The sequence below is a fragment of the Pseudoduganella flava genome, from assembly GCF_007830495.1.
GTDB classification, from domain to species: Bacteria; Pseudomonadota; Gammaproteobacteria; order Burkholderiales; family Burkholderiaceae_D; genus Rugamonas; species Rugamonas flava.
In genome coordinates this window covers 95,292-112,409 of sequence record NZ_VLKW01000008.1, presented here as the reverse complement: position 1 = coordinate 112,409, position 17,118 = coordinate 95,292, and the positions used below count along the sequence as shown (strand labels likewise).

Annotated in this window: 14 protein-coding genes and 2 tRNA genes; 12 read left to right on the top strand and 4 right to left on the bottom strand. The window is 67.1% G+C overall.

Annotated elements, in window-relative coordinates; genetic code table 11:
- The first annotated feature begins 2 nt into the window (after positions 1–2).
- The 4 genes from IP92_RS20035 to IP92_RS20020 all read left to right on the top strand — a co-directional run bounded on the left by IP92_RS20035 (position 3) and on the right by IP92_RS20020 (position 2,838).
- Complete coding sequence (locus tag IP92_RS20035; protein ID WP_145878357.1) at positions 3–359, top strand: GntR family transcriptional regulator; 357 nt, start codon at positions 3–5, stop codon at positions 357–359.
- Positions 356–1,213 (top strand): ABC transporter ATP-binding protein, encoded by an 858-nt coding sequence (locus IP92_RS20030; RefSeq protein ID WP_145878355.1) that lies wholly within the window; start codon positions 356–358, stop codon positions 1,211–1,213. The genes IP92_RS20035 and IP92_RS20030 overlap by 4 nt, the downstream gene beginning before the upstream one ends.
- The gene (locus IP92_RS20025) at positions 1,210–2,184 is read left to right on the top strand and encodes a hypothetical protein (protein ID WP_145878353.1); all 975 of its coding nucleotides are present in this window, start codon (positions 1,210–1,212) and stop codon (positions 2,182–2,184) included. Before IP92_RS20030 ends, IP92_RS20025 begins: the two co-directional genes overlap by 4 nt.
- A gap of 144 nt (positions 2,185–2,328) precedes the next feature.
- On the top strand, positions 2,329–2,838 hold the full coding sequence (locus IP92_RS20020; RefSeq protein WP_145878352.1) for a cyanophycin synthetase family protein: 510 nt from the start codon (positions 2,329–2,331) through the stop codon (positions 2,836–2,838).
- Here IP92_RS20020 and IP92_RS20015 read toward each other — a convergent pair.
- From IP92_RS20015 to rnr, 4 genes are all read right to left on the bottom strand, one after another.
- On the bottom strand, positions 2,819–3,493 hold the full coding sequence (locus IP92_RS20015) for a YceH family protein (RefSeq protein WP_371860952.1): 675 nt from the start codon (positions 3,491–3,493) through the stop codon (positions 2,819–2,821). The two genes, IP92_RS20020 and IP92_RS20015, sit on opposite strands and share 20 nt — an antisense overlap.
- 14 nt (positions 3,494–3,507) lie before the next feature.
- Positions 3,508–4,242, bottom strand: coding sequence for a serine O-acetyltransferase (gene cysE, locus IP92_RS20010; RefSeq protein WP_145878736.1), 735 nt, complete (start codon positions 4,240–4,242; stop codon positions 3,508–3,510).
- Positions 4,243–4,312: 70 nt separating this feature from the next.
- On the bottom strand, positions 4,313–5,044 hold the full coding sequence (gene rlmB / locus IP92_RS20005; RefSeq protein ID WP_199272018.1) for a 23S rRNA (guanosine(2251)-2'-O)-methyltransferase RlmB: 732 nt from the start codon (positions 5,042–5,044) through the stop codon (positions 4,313–4,315).
- Between the two features lie 94 nt (positions 5,045–5,138).
- Positions 5,139–7,766 (bottom strand): ribonuclease R, encoded by a 2,628-nt coding sequence (gene rnr, locus IP92_RS20000; protein WP_145878345.1) that lies wholly within the window; start codon positions 7,764–7,766, stop codon positions 5,139–5,141.
- Positions 7,767–8,042: 276 nt separating this feature from the next.
- On the opposite strand from rnr, the gene IP92_RS19995 reads away from it, so the two are divergent.
- The 8 genes from IP92_RS19995 (at position 8,043) to IP92_RS19965 (ending at position 17,100) form a co-directional block, all read left to right on the top strand.
- Positions 8,043–8,127, top strand: a tRNA-Leu gene (locus tag IP92_RS19995).
- Between the two features lie 312 nt (positions 8,128–8,439).
- The gene (locus tag IP92_RS19990; RefSeq protein WP_145878343.1) at positions 8,440–9,534 is read left to right on the top strand and encodes an NF038122 family metalloprotease; all 1,095 of its coding nucleotides are present in this window, start codon (positions 8,440–8,442) and stop codon (positions 9,532–9,534) included.
- 78 nt (positions 9,535–9,612) lie between these two features.
- Positions 9,613–9,697: transfer RNA gene (locus IP92_RS19985), tRNA-Leu, on the top strand.
- Between the two features lie 268 nt (positions 9,698–9,965).
- Entirely contained in the window at positions 9,966–12,194 is a 2,229-nt protein-coding gene (locus IP92_RS19980) for an ATP-binding protein (RefSeq protein WP_145878341.1), read from the top strand.
- A complete protein-coding gene (locus IP92_RS19975) occupies positions 12,191–12,394 on the top strand; it encodes a hypothetical protein (protein ID WP_145878339.1) in 204 nt (67 codons plus the stop codon). The genes IP92_RS19980 and IP92_RS19975 overlap by 4 nt, the downstream gene beginning before the upstream one ends.
- 37 nt (positions 12,395–12,431) lie before the next feature.
- Entirely contained in the window at positions 12,432–13,001 is a 570-nt protein-coding gene (locus tag IP92_RS19970; RefSeq protein ID WP_145878337.1) for a phasin family protein, read from the top strand.
- Positions 13,002–13,132: 131 nt separating this feature from the next.
- Complete coding sequence (locus IP92_RS29960) at positions 13,133–14,797, top strand: VRR-NUC domain-containing protein (RefSeq protein WP_158206845.1); 1,665 nt, start codon at positions 13,133–13,135, stop codon at positions 14,795–14,797.
- 11 nt (positions 14,798–14,808) lie between these two features.
- Positions 14,809–17,100, top strand: a complete 2,292-nt coding sequence (locus tag IP92_RS19965) for a helicase C-terminal domain-containing protein (protein ID WP_229418871.1) — start codon at positions 14,809–14,811, stop codon at positions 17,098–17,100.
- Positions 17,101–17,118 lie beyond the last annotated feature (18 nt).

Here is a 17,118-nt window from a genome sequence, read left to right as displayed (position 1 = left end):
GTATGTGGAATGACAACGCGCCGATCTACCGCCAGCTGAAGGAGCGGATGGTCGGCATGATGCTCGACGGCTTGCTCAAGCCCGGCGACGCCCTGCCCTCCGTGCGGCAGGTGGCGGCGGATTACCAACTGAATCCGATCACCGTGTCGCGGGCGTATCAGGAGCTGGTCGATGAAACCTTGGTAGAAAAACGAAGGGGGTTGGGTATGTACGTCACTGAAGGCGCCGTCGAAAAACTGCTCGCCAGCGAACGCGAGCGCTTCCTGCGCGAGGAATGGCCGGCGATGGTGGAACGGATCCGCCGGCTCGGCCTGAATCCTGAGCAGTTGCTGCGCGCGGCGCAGGGAGGTGCGGCATGAGCGCCGTCATCACCGCCCGCAACCTCGTCAAGCGCTTCGGCGGCACGACCGCACTGGACGGCACCAGCTTCGACGTGCAGGCGGGCCGCATCGTCGGCCTGATCGGCCCGAACGGCTCCGGCAAGACGACGACGTTGAAGGCGCTCTTGGGCCTGTGCCAGTTCGACGGCGAGCTGTCCGTGCTGGGCATGGACCCGCGCACGCACCGCGACGCGTTGATGAACGACGTGTGCTTCATCGCCGACGTCGCGATCCTGCCCCGCTGGCTGAAGGTGAAGGATGCGATCGACTTCGTCGACGGCATCCACCCGCGCTTCGACCGCAGCAAGGCCGAGCGCTACATCGCCGCCACCAAGCTGGCGCCGAACATGCGCGTGAAGGCGATGTCGAAAGGGATGATCGTGCAGCTTCACCTGGCGCTCGTGATGGCGATCGATGCGAAGCTGCTGGTGCTCGACGAGCCGACATTGGGCCTGGACATCCTGTACCGCAAGCAGTTCTACCAGAACCTGCTGGAAGACTACTTCGACGAGCACAAGACGATCGTCATCACGACGCACCAGATCGAGGAAGTGGAACACATCCTCACCGACGTGCTGTTCATCCGCGACGGCCGCATCACGCTGTCCGCGTCGATGGATGAGATCGGCGAGCGCTACACGGAAGTGATGGTGCACCCGCACGCGGCGGCCGCGGCAACGGCGCTGCGGCCGATGACCCAGCGCACGGTGTTCGGCAAGAGCGTGATGTTGTTCGACGGGGTGTCGAAACAGCAGCTTGAAAACCTTGGCGAACTGCGCACGCCCAGCGTGGCGGACCTGTTCGTCGCCAGCATGAAAGGGAGCTACGAATGAAAACGATGAAATGGCTGGTCCGCCGCGAGGTGTGGGAACACAAGGGCATGCTGGCCTGGGCGCCGCTGGCGGTCGCCGCGCTGATGCTGGTGTTCGTGCTGGTCGCCGCGATCAAGGGCCACGGTGCCACGCTGCAGTTCAACGACGTGCAGATTGAGCCGGACATGACGGTGCAGTTGGGCGCCCGGCAGCAGCAGGCCATGACCGACACGATCGCGACCGTCTTCCCCGTCGGCGCGATACCGCTGTACGCGACGCTGGGCTTCATCGTGTTCTTCTACAGCCTGGGCGCGCTGTACGACGAGCGCCGCGACCGCAGCATCCTGTTCTGGAAGTCGCTGCCCGTGTCCGATACGGCCACGGTGCTGTCGAAAGCGCTGCTGGCGCTGGTCGGCATACCGCTGTTCATCGTGGCGGTGGAACTGGCCACATCCCTCGTGATGCTCGCGATCATGCTGGTGCTGCTGGCCACCAAGGGCGTGTACCTGTTCGGCCCCGTGCTGACGCACCCGCAGTTCTGGCTGGGCCCATTGAAAGTGCTGTCGCTGCTGCCCGTGTATGCACTGTGGGCGCTGCCGGCCGTCGGCTGGCTGCTGCTGGTGTCGGCCTGGGCGCGTTCGAAGCCGTTCCTGTGGGCGGTCGGCGTGCCGCTGCTGACGATGGCCCTGCTGGCGTGGGCAGAGAAAGGCCTGCGGCTGGGCATCGATTCCGGATGGCTGGTCCAGAAGTTCATCGGCCGGCTGCTGATCAGCGTTGCACCGGGCACGTGGCTGATGGCGGACAATGTCATCCACCGCGCCCGCGATCTCGACATCGCCGCCAATGTGCGTGGCCCGGTGGCGGCGTCCGACCTGATCTTCCAGTCGTCGTGGGCGGCCGTTGCCACGCCGGAAACGATCATCGGCGCGCTGGCGGGCATCGGCATGATCGCCGCGGCGATCTGGTTGCGCCGGCGCCGCGAAGAAACGTAAAAGCTCAGCTGTAAGGCCAGTCTTACATGACGATCAGAGGTGCACCGATGCCGCACGCCGGCATCGGTTGAGATAATGGCAACCATTCACCAACGCCCGGCCGCTGGCCGCGCGTTGGTTCTTGCTTTAAGGATGGTTCCAACAATGAAAATAGTCGACCAACGCTACCTGGCGGACCGCAACCGCTACTGCACCGAGCCGTGCCTGCTGGCCATTCTCGACCTGGGTCACCCCGTGACCGCGGCGGACATGCAACGCCTGCGCGGGGAATTGAAGAACGCCCTGCCCGGCCTGCGCCAGGGCCGCAGCCTGATCGGCGTGGTAGGCGAAGATGCGGACACGCCGGATACGGGCCTGCAGCTGGCCCGCCTGATCCAGAGCGTCGCCATCGAACTGCATCGCCTGACGGGCGACGACGTGATGGTGGGCTTTGTCGGCCGCGTGCCGAAGATGGCCGGCCGCTACCGGCTGATCCTGCCCTTCCGCTGCGGCACCGTTGCGCACGCCGCACTGACGCTGGCTATCGACCTGGTCGGCGCGTTGCTGGACGGGCGCACGTTCGCGCTGGACGAAGGCCTCGCCGAACTGCGCCGCATCGCGGCAGCCAACCTGCCGCCGGCGCCGCCGGACAACGCTATTCGAATTGCCGCTTGAACTCTTCGAACTGCTCGGCCAGCGCCGCGTAATCGGCGCGCAACTGCTGCACCTCCAGCTCCAGCTGGGCCACGCGGTCGCCGCGCGACGCGCCACCCGGCGCCACGGCCGCCGTGCCGTAGCCCGCCTCTTCCCGCTGCAACTGCACTTCGCCGCCCAGCAGCTGGCCGTAGCGCGGCTCCTTCGTGCCGGGCGCCAGCGCCAGCTTCGCGACGAGCGGCGGGTATTTGTCGATCAGGAACTGCAACGCCTGCTCGACGTCCGCCACCGACTTGAATTCATGCAGGCGGCCCGTGCGCGTGCGGATCTCGCCGGCGGTCTGGTGGCCGCGCAGCATCAGCACCGTCAGCACGGCCAACTTGTCCTGCTCCAGCGACCACTTGATGCGCATCCGGTGCTCATACTTCGTGACGCGCGCGCCGGCGGCCGTCACCGCATTGACGAGGCGGCGCTCGGTCAGGCGCGCCAGCACGTCGGCCACCGTGTCTTCCGAGATTTGCATCACGGGATCGCGCGACGACAGCTGGTTGCAGCCGTTCGTCAGCGCGTTCAGCGACATCGGGTAGTTATCCGGCGTCAGCGCCTCCTTCTCCGCCAGCACGGCGAGCACGCGGATCTCGAACGGATCCAGTACGTCGTTGTTCTCCTCGGCCATCATCACCTCTTTTTTTAGTCGACCAGCTTGTTCAATTGGGCGGGATCGGGCTTGCCGACGGCCTCGATGTCCCCGCATTGCAATCCGTTTGCCTTCAAGAGCGCGACGATGCGCTCGATCTGCTGTTCCTGCGCGGCGGCGTGGTTGATCAGGCCGTGCAGCGCCTTCGACAGCGGATCGTCGCCGTTCGGCGTGACGCCGTACGCGGCGAACAACCTGTTCGCAGTGCCTTCGCGTTTCTGCACGATCTGGGCCGGATTGCCGACCGCGGTGGCGCCCGGCGGCACGGGCTTCAGCAGCACCGCGTTCGAGCCGATCTTGGCGTACTCGCCCACGGTGAAACCGCCCAGCACCTTGGCGCCCGCGCCGACGATGACGCCCCGCTCCAGCGTCGGGTGGCGCTTCGCCCCCTGCTCCAGCGACGTGCCGCCCAGGGTCACGCCTTGGTAGATCGTGCAATCGTCGCCGATCACGGCCGTCTCGCCGATCACGACACCGAAGCCGTGGTCGATGAACACGCGCCGCCCGATCACGGCGCCCGGGTGGATCTCGATGCCGGTGAAGATTCGCGCCAGGTAGCCGATGTAGCGGCCCAGCCACTTCATCCGGTGATGCCAGCACCAGTGCGCCCAGCGGTGCGCCACGATCGCATGCAGGCCGGGATAACACGTCAGCACCTCCCACGCATTGCGGGCGGCGGGATCGCGCTCGATGATGGCGCGGACGTCTTGGCGCAGGTAGCGGAACATGGACATCACGGTCGTTGTGGAAACAACCATGGTAGCGCATCCGCTCCCATATTGCAGGCGCCCCGCCGGATCAACCTTCCTTGGCGATGCGCTGGCGGCGGGCCTCGTACAGGCAGACGCCCGACGCGACCGACACGTTCAGGCTCTCGACCGAGCCGAACATCGGAATGCTGACCAGCTGGTCGCACGTCTCGCGCGTCAGGCGGCGCATGCCCTCGCCTTCCGACCCCATCACGAGCGCCGTCGGGCCCGTGAAGTCGGCTTCGTACAAGCCCTTGTCGCCGTCGTCGGACGTGCCGATGACCCAGATGTCGCGCTCCTTCAGCTCGCGCAGCGTGCGCGCCAGGTTCGTCACGGTGATGTAGGGCACGGTCTCGGCCGCGCCGCTGGCGACCTTTGCGGCCGTCGCGTTCAGGCCCACCGCGCGGTCCTTCGGCACGATCACGGCATGCGCGCCGACGCCGTCGGCCACGCGCAGGCAGGCGCCCAGGTTGTGCGGATCGGTGATGCCGTCCAGGACCAGCAGCAGCGGCGGGCCGTCGATCGCGTCAAGCAGCTCGTCGAGATTGCGGGCCAGCGCCAGCTGCGACGCGAACGCGATCACGCCCTGGTGGCGGCGCGTGCCGACGATCTTGTCGAGGCGCGCGGCATCGACCGGCATCACGCGGACGCCGGCGGCCTTCGCGTGGGCGATCAGGTCCTTCATGCGGCGGTCGTCGCGCGTCGCGTCGACGAAAATCTCCTCGACCGACGAGGCTTCGTGGCGCAGGCGCGAGGTCACGGCATGGAAGCCGAAAATCATTTTGTTCTTGGACATGGTACTTGGTTCTTATGCGCGGAGCGGCTCCGCAAAGGAAGCGCCGCGCGCCGGGAAGCCCGGCCGCGGCGCGGGGATATCATCGTTTCTTCTTGGCCTTGCCGGCAGCCGGCGACTTCGCGGGTGCCTTGGCAGCCGACTTCGCGGCGGTCTTCGCCGTCGTCTTCTTGTCGGCGCGCTTGGCCGGAGCGGCCGCCTTCGTGCGGCTCTTCGGCTTTTCGTACTCGACCTGCGGCAGCAGCGAGATCGACGGCGCCGGGCCGGAACGCGGTGCCGGCTCGTCGCGCCGCGCCGCGCCCTTGCGGGACGTGGCGCCTTCGTTGCCGCCCGGCGCCGCACCGCGTGCGCCGCCCTTGCCGGCGCCACCGCGACCGCCGCCCGAACGGCCGCGGCGCGGCTTGGCGTCGTCCGCACCGAACTCGTCGGACTCGAACGATTCGTAGGCACGCTTGCCGCGCGGCGGCGCGATCGCATCCGTCTCGCTCGGCGCCAGGCGCAGGTCGATCTTGCGCGACTCCAGGTCGACGCGGACGACCTGCACGGTGACGCGATCCGTCAGCTGGTAACGCTTGCCGGTGCGCTCGCCGCGCAGCTCGTGGCGCGCGTCGTCGTACTGGAAGTAGTCGGCACCCAGGTCCGTCACGTGCACCAGGCCTTCGACGAACAGCTGGTCCAGCTGCACGAAGATGCCGAACGTCGTCACGCCGGTGATGATGCCGGAGAATTCCTCGCCCAGCTTGTCCTGCATGAAGTAGCACTTCAGCCAGGCCTCGACGTCGCGCGACGCTTCGTCGGCACGACGCTCGTTGGCCGAGCAGTGCACGCCCAGCGCGTCCCACACGGTCATGTCGCGGGCCGCTTTCGGTTCCTTGCCCTCGGCCTTGTCCTTCAGCTGCTGGCGGCGCGTCGCGTTCGACACGGTGGTGTTCAGCACACCCTTGTCGGCGATCTTCGGCTCGTACTTCTTGCCTTGCAGGATGGCCTTGATCGCGCGGTGCGTCAGCAGGTCCGGGTAGCGCCGGATCGGGCTCGTGAAGTGCGCATAGGCTTCGTACGCGAGACCGAAGTGGCCGATGTTGTCCGGGCTGTAGACGGCCTGCTGCATCGAGCGCAGCAGCATCGTCTGCAGCAGGTTCGCATCGGGGCGCTCCTTGATCTTCTTCATCAGCTCGGCGTAGTCGCGCGCCGCCGGCGTATCGCCGCCGCCCAGGGACAAGCCCACCTGCTTCAGGAACTCGCGTACCTGCGTCAGCTTCTCTTTCGTCGGCGCCGCGTGGATGCGGTAGGTGCCGGGGTGCTTGTGGCGCAGCAGCAGGTCGGCCGCGCACACGTTCGCGGCCAGCATGCATTCCTCGATCAGCTTGTGCGCATCGTTGCGCGTGCGCGGGATGATCTTCTCGATCTTGCCGGCCGGGTTGCAGACGATGTACGTCTCGGTCGTCTCGAAGTCGATCGCGCCGCGCTCCAGGCGCGCCTTCTGCAGCGCGTGGAACACGGCGTACAGGTTCTGCAGGTGCGGCACGAGGTGGGCGCGTTTCGCCGCTTCCGGGCCCTTCGTGTTCGACAGGATCGCCGCCACTTCGTTGTACGTGAAGCGCGCGGCCGAGTGCATCACGGCCGGATAGAACTGGTAGGCCTTGATGTCGCCGGTGGCCGTGATGACGGCGTCGCAGACGAGCGTCAGGCGGTCCACGTTCGGGTTCAGCGAGCACAGGCCGTTCGACAGCTTCTCCGGCAGCATCGGGATCACGCGGCGCGGGAAGTAGACGGACGTGCTGCGTTCCAGCGCGTCGGTATCGAGCGCATCGTTCGGCTTCACGTAGTGCGACACGTCGGCGATCGCGACGATCAGGCGGAACGCATTGGTGCGGCCGATCTTGACGGGTTCGCAGTACACGGCATCGTCGAAGTCGCGCGCATCCTCGCCGTCGATCGTCACCAGGGGCACGTCGCGCAGGTCGACACGGTCGCCCCAGTCCTTCTCGTGCACGACATCGGGCAGCTTCTTCGCCTGCGCCAGCGCGCTTTCCGAGAACATGTGCGGCACCCCGAACTTGCGCACCGCGATCTCGATTTCCATGCCGGGATCGTCCATGTCGCCCAGCACCTCGACGATGCGGCCGACCGGCTGCTTGAAGCGGGCCGGCTGCTCCGTCAGTTCGACGCTGACGATCTGGCCGCTCTTGGCCTTGCCGGGCGTGCCCGTCAACAGGATGTCCTGGCCGATGCGCTTGTCTTCCGGGGCCACGATCCACACGCCGTTATCCTTCAGCAGGCGGCCGATGATGTGGGTCGTGCCACGCTCCACCACTTCGACAATCGTGCCTTCAGGCCTGCCGCGGCGGTCGTAACCCGTGACGCGGGCCAGCACCTTGTCGCCATGCAGCACCTTCTGCATCTCGCGCTCGGACAGGAACAGGTCGTCGCCCGGTTCGTCCGGGATCACGAAGCCGAAGCCGTCACGGTGCGCGGAGACGCGGCCGGCAACGAAATCGGAATGGTCGGCAAGCACATAGAAGCCGCTGGCGTCGGAGCGGATCTGGCCGTCGCGCTCCATCGCGCTCAGGCGGCGCGTCAGCACCGCGTGCGATTCCGGATTGACTTGCAGGGACAGCGCGAGCGTACGCAGGTCGAGCGGCGCATTGGCACTGCGGAAGATGCCGAGGATTTCCTCGCGGCTGGGAATGGTGTGGATCGTCTGGTTCAAAACTGTTCTTTGATCTTATTAGGAAGGTCTGGGTCTATGGTGAAGGTGGCAGCGTAGTGTACCGGAGGTCCGTCGGTTTGCCTAACGGGTGCCAATCGGAACACTTGATGCGCGCAGATCAGGCGGATGCAAGCTGCCCTTTGACAACTGCCAGGATTGCTCTATAATTCGGTCTCTCGCAGCGATGCGGGAGTGCAGTAAAGAGTCGATGTGCAGTGTGGAATGAAAGTTCATCTGGCGCAAAACTCTCCAAAGCACTATAATAGCAGATGCAGTGCCCACGTGGCGGAATTGGTAGACGCGCATGGTTCAGGTCCATGTGCCGCGAGGTGTGGGGGTTCGAGTCCCTCCGTGGGCACCACTCTACCGGATATGCAAAGAATGGCTCCGATCGAAAGATCGGGGCCTTTTTTTCATTTCCAAAGGCTCCGTCGAAAGTTCGGGGTCTTTTGTCCTTTCCCCAAAGGCTCCGATACCAAGATCGGCGCTTCTTTTCGTTCCCGCTGTTTTTTCATTTGCGTGGTTTGGCCCCGCCCTTTTGCGACGACGGCGCCGTCGGCAGCCTTTACGCCTGCCGCCATCCGCGCTGCATGCGCATGCACGCGCCCCTCTGGCGCCACGGCCGCGCACGCTTCTTGCCTGCTCCCTGTCGTCCAATCGAAGGGAGTTCGCCATGAAAACCATGCTTTCCGCACTGACGCTGATCACCGCAGCGGCCGCCGGCAGTGCCGATGCGGCACCCGTGTTCAATTTCCAGTTCATCCCCGGCACCTCCGCCGAGGCGCAACAAGGGTTCCTCGCCGCCGCCGCACGCTGGTCCAGCCTGCTCGACGACGACGTGACGATCAACATGACGGTCGGCTTCAACCCGCTCGATCCCGGCATCCTGGGCCAGGCCCAGTCGGCCCGTCAGCTGTACAGCTACAGCACCGTGCGCGACGCGCTGGCGGCCGATGCCAAATCCGCGTACGACGCCACCGCCGTCGCTCACCTTCCCACCGGCGGCAGCTTCGGCATGCTGCTGAACTACACCGCCAACAACCCGAACGGCATGGGCAGCCCGGTGCCGTATGTGGACAACAACGGCAACGCCAACAACACGAACCTGCGCATCACGACGGCATCGGCGCGGGCGCTGGGCCTGGCCACCGCGCCGCAGACAATCAGCGGCTGCATCGGTTCGTGCGACGGCTTCATCCAGTTCAGCAGCAACTACACGTTCGACTTCAATCCGAACGACGGCATCGATGCCGACGCGTTCGATTTCGTCGGCGTGGCCGCCCACGAGATCGGGCACACGCTGGGCTTCATCAGCGGGGTCGACATCCTGGACTACAACTCCACCGCCCCCGATTTCTACAACGACGATGAATTCACCTACGTCACCACGCTCGACATGTTCCGCCATTCCGCGCAAAGCACGGCCAGCGGCGTGATCGACTGGACCGCGGACGAACGCGACAAGTATTTCTCGCTCGATGGCGGCGCGACGCAGGGCCCGCTGTTCTCCACCGGCGTGACGCATGGCGACGGCCGCCAGGCCAGCCACTGGAAGGACGACCTGTTCATCGGCCTGATGGATCCGACCGCCGGCATGGGCGAGCTGCTGCAGATCTCGCAGAACGACGTGATGGCGATGGACGTGATCGGCTGGGACGTATCGCCGATTCCGGAACCGTCGACGGCCGGCATGCTGGCGGCCGGGCTGATGCTGCTGGGAGGCCGCAAGGTGCGTAAATCGAAATTATTTCGCAAAAGCACAAAATGACCATTGACGGATCCGGTTTCGTTCTTTAAGATGCGTGCCTTCTGTTGCTGAACACCGCAACGAAGTAAAGAAAACAGGGCCCACGTGGCGGAATTGGTAGACGCGCATGGTTCAGGTCCATGTGCCGCGAGGTGTGGGGGTTCGAGTCCCTCCGTGGGCACCACTCTACCGGATACGTTGGAAAAGCCGTCGGTTCGCAAGGACCGGCGGCTTTTTCATTTGTGGTTGGGCGCACGCGGAACCTGCTGCGCGTTGCAGGGCCGGCCTGCGGTGCTCCGCAGCGGCGGACCGGCCGTACCCAAGTACGGCTGCGCGCCTCGGCCACCCCTGCTGCCGCTCGCGACGGTTCCGCGCGGCCCAGATGCGACGTTATTTGCCCGTCGCGCCACCTGGCTTGTTGATGGTCTACACTAGACTGTAGGACCCATCCGATGAACCAGCCACCCCTTTCCGACATGCCGCACACGATCCTGATCGTGAGCGCCGCCGAGTTCCCCGCGCTGGAACAGGCCCTGGCACGCGCGGGCTTTCGCGTCAGTGTCGTCAACCGGGGCGACACCGCCCTTGCGGCGATCGCCCGCGACGGCGCCGCCGCGCCCGACCGCGTCGCACTGGTGCTGCTCGACGCGGCGCTGGCCGGCAGCGCGAAGATGGAGCTGTGCGCCCCGCTGGCCGACGCCGCGCCGGTGCTCGTGATGTCGGCGGCACCGTCCGACGAGGAACGGGAACATGCGCTGCGCGCCGGCGCGGCCGGCTACCTGCGCCTGCCCTGCGCGCCGGGCGACGTGGTGGAAAAAGTCACCGTCGAACTGACGGCGCGGCATGCCTGGCTGCCGGCCCACGACGCCGGCCCGCTCGATACCGGCACCCTCGAAGTGAACTATCACGCGCTGCTGGCGGGCTCGCCGGATGCGATCATCCTGTTCGACGCCGCGGCCGGCCTGCCGGTCGACGTCAACCGTAACGCCGAGCGGATGTTCGGCCGCGGCGGCGACGAGTTGATGCACATGCACTTGACGGACCTGTGCCCGCCGCGCCAGCCGGACGGCACGCCATCGGAGCAGCTGGTGGAGACGCTGGTGGCACGCGGCCTGTCCGGCGACATCCGCATCTTCCCATTGACGTTCCAGCACAGCAGCGGGCGCCACATCGACGGCGAGATCCGCCTCGTCGTGCTGGAGAAAAACGGCATGCGGCTGCTGCACATGCGCGTCGCGGACGTGACGGGCCTGCGCATCGCCGAGGCGCTGCGCATGGGGCAGAACCGGCTGCTGGAGATGATCGCGCGCGGCGCACCGCTGGGCGACATCCTGGACAAGCTGCTGCGCCTCGTCGAAGGCCAGGCGCCGGGCCTGGTGTGCACCGTGCTGCTGCTGGACGACGACGGCGCCACGATCCGCGGCGGCGCCGCGCCCAGCCTGCCGCCCGAATTCATCGCCGCCCACGAAGGGCTGCGCATCGGCCCCGAGGTCGGCTCGTGCGGCCGGGCGATGGCGTGCCGCGAAGCGGTCGTCGTCGCCGACATCCGCACCGACCCGCTGTGGCAGGACTATCGCGAACTGGCCGAGCGCCACGGGCTGCGCGCCTGCTGGGCGATGCCGATCATGACGGACCGCCACACGGTGCTCGGCTCGTTCGCGATGTACTACCGCGACGTGCGCCTGCCGCGTGCCGACGACGAGCGGCTGATCGGCGTGGCTGCGCATTTGGCCGGCATCGCGATCGAACGCACGCGGCGCGAGGCGGAACTGGCGCGCCACCGCCACCACCTGGAGGAACTGGTGGCCGCCCGCACGGCCGAACTCCGCGCCGCCAAGGAGCGCGCCGAAGGGGCCAGCGTGGAACTGGCGGCGGCGCTGGAAGACTTGCGCAAGACGCAGGACGAACTGGTGCGGCGCGACAAGCTGGCGGCGCTTGGCTCCCTGGTGGCCGGCGTCGCCCATGAACTGAACACGCCGATCGGCAACAGCCTGACGATCGCCAGCGCGATGAGCGAGCACCTGGCGACGCTTCGCCAGCGCTTCGATGCGGGCCTGCGGCGCTCCGACCTGGAACACTACCTGGAGCATGCGGCGGAGGCGGACGACGTCGTCGTGCGCAACCTGCGCCGCGCCGCCGCGCTGATCACGAGCTTCCGGCAAGTGGCCGTCGACACGGCCAGCTCGCAGCGGCGCCAGTTCCGGCTGGACGAATTCATCGCCGAACTGGTGCTGCCGCTGTCGGCCGGCACGCCGCCGCCCCGGCCGCGCGTGGTGCAGGACGTGGTGCCAGGCCTCGTGATGGACAGCTATCCCGGGCCGCTGGGCCAGGCCATCTCGGCGCTGTTCGAGAACGCCGTGCTGCACGGCCTGGCGGGCCGCGACGACGGCGTCATCACGCTGGCCGCGCGCGCGGGACGGGATGGCACGATCGAATTGACCGTGGCGGATAACGGCGCCGGCATCGCCCCCGAGCACCTGGAGCGGGTGTATGATCCGTTCTTCACGACCCGGCCCGGCGCCGGCGGTTCCGGCCTTGGCCTGCACGTGACGCACAATATCGTCACCGGCGTGCTGAAAGGCCGGATCGCCCTCGACAGCCGCCCCGGCGCCGGCACCACCTTCACGCTGACCCTGCCCGCGATCACGCCCACCACCACAACGGCCTCCGCACCCCGATGAAGAAATTGAAACATGTCCTGATCCTGTGCGGCCTGCTGGCCGCGGGAGCCGCCGCGTCCGCCCCCGCGCCGTGGTGGCTGTGGGAGAGCATCCATGGCGACGCCAAGGTGTGTTCGCAAACCTCGCTCGGCCCCGGTTGGCGCAAGCTGCTCGGCCCTTACAAGGATTCCCGTTGCGAGAAGTTGATTCGTGCTCAATAATGCAACGGATAGCGCTTTTTCACGACGAGGAGGAGACATGTTTCAGAATCCCGAGCAGTTCGCGCAAGCGACGAAAGCCCTGTTCGAGTTCCAGCTCGAAACCTTCAACACGCTGACCAGCAAGGCCGTCCAGGGCCTGGAACAGGTGGTGCAGCTGAACATGGACACCGCCAAGAGCGGCCTGGAGCGCAACCTGGAGACCGGTCGGGAGATCAGCCAGGCGCCCGATCCGAAAGCAGCCATGGCCGCGGCCAGCGCGCGCATGCAGAACCTGACCAACGTGGCCGACTACAACCGCCAGCTGAACCTGATCCTGGCGGACATCCGCAACGAATTCACCCGCGCGGCCGACGCTCATATGGCCGAGGCGAAGAGCAATCTCTCGGCACTGATCTACGACGTGACGACGAACGTGCGCCCGGGCTCGGAGAATGCCGTGGAGATCGTCAAGACGGCGATCGACAATGCGTTCCGCGGCTATGAGCAGGTGACGAAGGCGACGCGCGACGCGGTGGCCGCGTTCGAGGAGCAACTGGCCAAGGCTGCCGCCGCGGCACAGCAGCAGCGCGCCGCGCAAAGCGAGGGCCAGGGCGAGACGCGCCACTAGAAGCGCCGCAAAAAAGGGCTGGGCAAGCGCGGGAAGACGCGATAGACTGTATATAAATACAGCCTTTTCCGTCCCCGCCGCTTTTGCAATTTCCGATAGCAAGCACGATAGCAAGCCCGATCGCAGTCCCGATGAAACCCGCCCTGGAATCGAGTCCCGGCAATCCGCTGGCGCATTTGCCGTTTTATTACCTGGACAATTTCCACCGGGTACTGGACTGGATCGGCGACCGTTACGCCGACCTGCTCGATGGCGAGGAGCAGGCGTTCCTCGCCGGCTTCCCCGCCCTGCCCCAGCCGTCGCGCGCGCTGTTCGTGCGCATGGTGATGCGCAAGGGGCAGCTGTTCCGCGCGTCCAAACTCCAGTACGACGAAATCGGCTGCCCGCGCGCGGCCGCGGCGCCGCTGGCCGATGCCGGCTGGGTCGTCGCCGATCCCGCCGTCACGCTCGACGAGCTGTTCGACCTGCTGCAAAAGCCGGAGATCTGCCGCGCGTTCGCGTTGCCGGCCGGGTTGAAGGCCGCGCGCAAGGATGCGCAACTGGAAGCGCTGCGCGCCGCGCATGACGGCGCCCGGCCGTTTTCCGGCTGGTTCGACGGCGACGCGGCGTACCGCATCGTCGCCAAGCCGCTGTGCGACCGGCTGCGCCTGATCTTCTTCGGCAACTACCACCAGGACTGGACGGAATTCGTGCTGTCCGACCTGGGCGTCTACCGGTTCGAGAAAGTGGAGTTCGCCGACGCGGCGCGGGGTTTCCGCACCCGCCGCGACATCGACGAATACCTGCAATTGCACGCGTGCCGCGAGCGCTTCGGCAACGGCGAACATCCTGCCGACGTGCTGCACGATGTGCCGCCGCCGGGCACCGACAACGAGTGGCTGAAGAGCCGGCGCGACAAGCTGCTGTTCCAGTTGGGCCAGCAGTTCGAGAAGCTGCGCGACTGGGCCGGCGCGCATGCCGTGTACCGCGAGTGCGGCTATCCCGGCGCCCGCGCCCGCGCGATCAGGGTGCTGGAAAAGGACGAGCGCTACGGCCCCGCGTGGGAGCTGCTGCAGCACGCGCTGCGCGAACCGGAGAGCGAGGCGGAGCGGCAGCACCTGCTGCGCATGGCGCCGCGGCTGGCCCGTCACCTGGGGCATCCGCGCACGGCCGCCGGCCGGCTGGCGCCGCCGCGCCGGCTCGACCTGGCGCTGCCGCAGCCGGATGGCGACTGGTGGGTGGAAGGCGTCGTGCGCGACCACCTATGCCGCGACGACGCGCCCGTGTTCTACGTCGAGAACGCGCTGATCAATTCGTTGTTCGGGCTGTTGTGCTGGGATGCGGTGTTCGCGGCGATCCCCGGTGCGTTCTTCCATCCGTTCCATCACGGCCCGGCCGACCTGCACAGCGCCGACTTCCACCGCCGCCGCGCGGATCGCTTCGCCGCGTGCCTCGCGCAGCTGGACGACGGCAGCTATGTCGACACGATCCGGCACAACCTGGTGGCGAAATACGGCATCTCGTCGCCGTTCGTCTACTGGAACGCGCTGGACGAGGACTTGCTGGAACTGGCACTGCACTGCATACCGCCGGCGCACCTGAAGCACGCATTCCTGCGCATCCTGCAGGACGTGAAGGCGAACCGCGCCGGCTTCCCCGACCTGATCCAGTTCTGGCCGGCCGAGCGGCGCTACGCGATGATCGAGGTGAAGGGCCCGGGCGACCGGCTCCAGGACAACCAGCTGCGCTGGATCGACTATTGCGCGCGGCACGACATGCCCGTCACCGTGTGCTACCTGCAGTGGACGCAACAGTGACGAGCGTTGCAGTGACCAGCGTTGCAGTGAGCCCCACGTACACCGTGGCGGTGCGCACCCTGTGCGAGTTCACCGCGAAGACGGGCGACCTGGACCTGCGCTTCACGCCGTCGCCGACGGCCCAGGAAGGCATCGCCGGGCATGCCGTCGTCGCCGCCCGGCGCAGTGCCGACGACAGCGGTTACGAAAGCGAGATCGCGTTGTCCGGAACGTACGGTCCGCTGCACGTGCGCGGCCGCGCGGACGGCTACGACCCGGCCCGCAATCAGCTGGAGGAAATCAAGACCTTCCGCGGCGACCTGGAACGGATGCCGGCCAACCATCGTGCGCTGCACTGGGCCCAGCTGAAGGTGTACGGCCATCTGCTGTGCGCGGCGCGCGGCCTGGAGCGGGTGCGCCTGGCCCTCGTCTACTTCGACATCGGCTCGCAAAAGGAAACGGTGCTGACGGAAGACCACGACGCGGACGGGCTGCGCGCACTCTTCGAAGGGCAATGCGCCAGCTTCGTCGCATGGGCCGAACAGGAGCTCGCGCACCGTGCCGCGCGTGATGCGCAGCTGCGCGCGCTGGCGTTCCCCCACGCGGCATTCCGGCCCGGCCAGCGCGAGCTTGCCGAAGCGATGTACAAGGCCAGCGCGCGCTCGTGCGCGCTGCTGGCGCAGGCGCCGACCGGCATCGGCAAGAGCGTCGGCAGCCTGTTCCCGCTGCTGAAGGCCGCCGCCGCGCATGGCCTGGACAAGATCTTCTTCCTGGCCGCGAAGACATCCGGCCGGCGCATGGCGCTCGATGCCGTCGCGACGATCCAGGCCAGCGCGCCGCTGCTGCCGCTGCGCGCATTGGAACTGGCCGCGCGCAACACGGCATGCGAGCATCCGGACAAGGCCTGCCACGGCGAATCGTGCCCGCTGGCGCAAGGCTTCTACGACCGGCTGCCAGCCGCCCGCGCCGCCGCGCTGGAGCAGCCGATGCTCGATCGCGCGGCCGTACGCGAGGTGGCGCTGGCGCACAACGTATGCCCGTACTACCTGCAAAGCGAATTGGTGAAGTGGGCGGACGTCGTCGTCGGCGACTACAACTACTACTTCGACGTGACGGCGATGCTGTACGCGCTGACCGTGATGAACGAGTGGCGCGTCAGCGTGCTGGCGGACGAGGCCCACAACATGGTGTCGCGTGCCCGCAAGATGTACTCGGCGGAGCTGGAACATGCGGGCCTGCGCGTGCTGCGCAAGACGGCGCCGGAAGCGTTGAAGAAGGCGCTGGACCGCGTGCACCGGCAATGGTCCGCGCTGGAGAAGGAACAGGACGGCGAGTACGCGGCCTATGCGGAGTTGCCGGACAAACTGGTTGGCGCGCTGCAGACGGCCGCCACCGAGATCGGCGACTACATGGCCGAGAACCCCGCGTGGTTCGATGCGGACGTGCTGGACTTCTACTTCGCCGTGCTGCACTTCACGCGGCTGGCCGAGAGCTTCGGCGAGCATTCGATCTTCGACGTCACGCTGTCGGGCAGCGGCACGCGGGCGAACTCGGTGCTCTGCCTGCGCAACATCGTGCCGGCCCCGTTCCTGAAGGCGCGCTTCGACGCGGCACGTTCCGTCGCGCTGTTCTCCGCCACGCTGAGCCCGTGGAACTACTACAGCGACACGCTGGGCATGCCGGCCGATACGGCGTGGGTCGACGTCGCGTCGCCGTTCCAGGCCGCGCAGCTGTCGGTACGCATCGCCGGTCACATCTCCACGCGCTACCAGCACCGCGACCGCTCGCTCGCGCCGATCGCCGCGCTGATGGCCGAGCAGTACGAGCGCACGCCGGGCAACTACCTGGCGTTCTTCAGCAGCTTCGACTACCTGGAGAAGGCCGCGGACCTGTTCGAAGAGCGGCACCCGCACGTGCCGGTATGGCGCCAGCCGCGCCGGATGGACGAAACGGAGCGCGATGCCTTCCTGGCCCGCTTCACGGAAGACGGCCGCGGCATCGGCTTCGCCGTGCTGGGCGGCGCATTCGGCGAAGGCATCGACCTGCCCGGCGCCCGCCTGATCGGCGCGTTCATCGCCACGTTGGGCCTGCCGCAGATCAACCCCGTCAACGAAAAGATCCGCGAACGGATGCAGGCGATCTTCGGCGCCGGCTACGACTACACGTACCTGTACCCGGGCCTGCAGAAGGTCGTACAGGCCGCGGGCCGCGTGATCCGCACGACGACGGACGAAGGCACGGTCCACCTGATCGACGACCGCTTCGCCCGCCCGGACATTCGCGCACTGCTGCCGGCATGGTGGCACGTTCCACACGACCGCTGAGCCCGTGTCCCCCTGGGG